General features: G+C 69.5%; 3 protein-coding genes. 2 read left to right on the top strand and 1 reads right to left on the bottom strand.

Features of this window, described 5'->3' with window-relative positions; translation table 11 throughout:
- A partial coding sequence (locus HC022_RS23365) for a radical SAM protein (RefSeq protein ID WP_167454000.1) occupies positions 1-642 on the top strand: 642 nt, incomplete at its 5' end.
- A 6-nt stretch (positions 643-648) separates the two neighbouring features.
- Here the strand turns inward: HC022_RS23365 and HC022_RS23360 are convergent.
- Positions 649-1,311: an HAD family phosphatase gene (locus HC022_RS23360; RefSeq protein ID WP_167453999.1), complete on the bottom strand. Its 663-nt coding sequence runs from the start codon at positions 1,309-1,311 to the stop codon at positions 649-651.
- A 234-nt stretch (positions 1,312-1,545) separates the two neighbouring features.
- Here HC022_RS23360 and HC022_RS23355 point away from each other — a divergent pair, with 234 nt between their 5' ends.
- Positions 1,546-2,658, top strand: coding sequence for a Ppx/GppA phosphatase family protein (locus HC022_RS23355; RefSeq protein ID WP_008883768.1), 1,113 nt, complete (start codon positions 1,546-1,548; stop codon positions 2,656-2,658).
- The last annotated feature ends 86 nt before the right edge of the window (positions 2,659-2,744 follow it).

Raw genomic sequence — 2,744 nt, 5'->3', positions numbered from 1 at the left:
GGCATCATGCGCGCCTGCCTCGAGGTGCTGCGCGATTTCAAGCACCCGGTCGCCATCGTCACCAAGGGCACGCTGATCGAGCGCGACATCGACATCCTGTCGGAGATGGCGTCGCAGGGGCTGGCGCGGGTGGGGATCTCGGTCACCACGCTTGATGCCGATCTCGCCCGCCGGATGGAGCCCCGGGTGCCGCAGCCGAAGCGACGCCTCGCAACCATCCGGAAGCTGTACGAGGCCGGGATCGAGGCGCGGATCATGGTTTCGCCCGTGGTGCCCGCGCTCACCGATCACGAGATGGAGCGCATCCTCGAGGCGGGGGCCGAGGCAGGGGCGATTGCGGCAAGCTGGATCATGCTGCGACTGCCGCTCGAGGTCTCGCCTCTGTGGCAATCATGGCTGGCCGAGCACTATCCAGACCGCGCCGCCCGCGTCATGGCGCGGCTGCGCGAGATGCACGGCGGGCAGGAATACAGCGCCAAGTGGCACCACCGGATGCGGGGCGAGGGCCACTACGCCGAGATCATCGCGCAACGCTTCCGCAAGGCAGCGCGTCGGCTTGGGCTCGACCGCAAACTGCCGCCGCTGCGCACGGACCTGTTCCAGCCGCCGGCGCGGGCGGGGGACCAGCTCAGCCTGTTCTGACGTCCCTCAGGCGCCGGGCTCGCGCAGACGGTCGAGAAGGCCCGGCAACGCGGGGTCGGTGAAATCTGTAATCGTGGCGCGGGCCCCGGCCTCGTGCAGGCGGTCAGGCACCACCCCCGAGCAGACGCCGATAGCAAAGGCGCCGGAACGCGCAGCCGCGCGCATCCCGCTCTGGCTGTCCTCGAAGGCGATGCAATCCTGCGGCCGCACGTCGAGCTGGCGCATGGCCTCGAGATAGGGCTCAGGGTCGGGCTTGCCGCGGCTGCACTCGTCGCCGATCACGATCACCTCGAAACGCTCGCGCAGGCCGATGGCGCGCAGCATGTGCTCGGCGTTCTCGCGGGGGGCATTGGTGACGACGGCCACCGCCCAGCCCTCGGCCGCAGCGAGATCGAGCAGCTCCGGCGCGCCGGGCATCGGCGGCGTACCGGGCTGGAGGCGATCCCGGAAGCGGGCTTCCTTTTCGGCGGCCAGCGCCACGGCATCTTCGCCCGGGAACAGCCGCGGGAAGATCTCAGCATTGTGCGAGCCGTGAATCTGGCGCTCGTAGACCTCTTCGGAATAGGGCATGCCGCGCTCGGCGAAGAACTCGCCGAAGACCGCGATGTGCAGCGGGTCCGAGATCAGCAGGGTGCCGTCGAGATCGAAGAGAAGGGCCTTCAGTGCCATGCCGTCGCCAGTTCTTGCCGGGTTGCGTTACCGCTCCCAAAGTCACCACGGGGGCGCCCGCGTCAAGGGGCGGGCTCCGGACCGATGCGCGCAGGGGCGGCCGGTCGCCCACAGCGACCGCCGGTCTTTCCCCGTTTTTCGACAAACCCTTCGCACCCCTGATGCATCTGCCTTGCGCCGTGCCCGGGGGCCGCGTATCCTGACCCCAACTTAAAATTCGGAAAGGCGCATGACATGGCGCCACGGCGTCCCAAGGGTGCGGGCGCTTTCCCGAAACCGGTCGAGAGCCCCGCGCCGCAACCGCCCGATCCAGATGCGCTCTACGCGGCCCTGGATCTGGGCACCAACAGTTGCCGCATGCTGATTGCCCAGCCAAGGGGCAGTCAGTTCCATGTGGTCGACTCGTTCTCCAAATCCGTCCAGCTCGGGCAGGGGCTCGAGCGGAGCGGGAGGCTTTCGCGTGCCTCCATGCAACGGACCATCAGCGCCCTGCGCGTGTGCCAGCAGAAGATCCGCCGGCACGAAGTGAAGAACATGCGGCTGGTCGCGACCGAGGCCTGCCGCCGGGCGCAGAACGCGCGCGAGTTCATCCGGCAGGTGCGGCGCGAGACAGGTCTGTCGCTCGAGATCATCCAGCCCGAGGAGGAGGCCCGGCTCGCGGTGATCTCCTGCGCGCCGCTGGTCTCGACCCGGACCGAACAGCTTCTGGTGGTCGACATCGGCGGCGGCTCGACCGAGCTGGTCTGGATCGACCTGTCCTCGGTGCCGCGCCGCGACCGGCCGGCGGCGATCATGCGGCTGCACGCGGGGTTCCACCCGCCGGAAAGCCCGTTTCCCGCCGCCAAGGTCGTCGACTGGATCTCGGTGCCGCTCGGGGTCGCGACGCTGCGCGACCAGTTCTCGGACGTCGAGGACGACGCCGCGCGCTACGCCCTCATGAGCTGGTATTTCGAAGAGAACCTCTCGGAATTCGCGCCCTACAAGGACGCCCAGTCGCGCGAGGGATTCCAGATCGTCGGCACCTCGGGGACGGTCACCACCGTCGCCGCCTCTCACCTCGGACTGCGCCGCTACGACCGTACCAAGGTCGACGGGCTGCGCATGACCTCGGACCAGATCGAGGCGGTGATCCGCCGTTATCTCGAGATGGGCCCCGCCGGGCGCCGCCGCGATCCGCGCATCGGGCAGGACCGGCAGGCGCTGATCATGTCTGGGTCCGCGATCCTGCAGGCGCTGCTGCGGCTCTGGCCCACCGACCGGCTCTCGGTTGCCGACCGCGGCTTGCGCGAGGGGCTGCTCTACGCGCAGATGTCCGCGGACGGGGTGCTCGAGGACGGGCCGCTCTGATCGGGCGCCGGAAAGGCGCGGGTCACTCCCGCGCCAGCGCCATCACCGGGTCGAGCTTTGCCGCCGACCGTGCGGGCAGGTAGCCG

It is taken from the genome of Salipiger sp. HF18 (genome assembly GCF_011806505.1).
GTDB lineage: Bacteria > Pseudomonadota > Alphaproteobacteria > Rhodobacterales > Rhodobacteraceae > Salipiger > Salipiger thiooxidans.
This window is presented reverse-complemented; position numbering and strand designations above follow the sequence as displayed.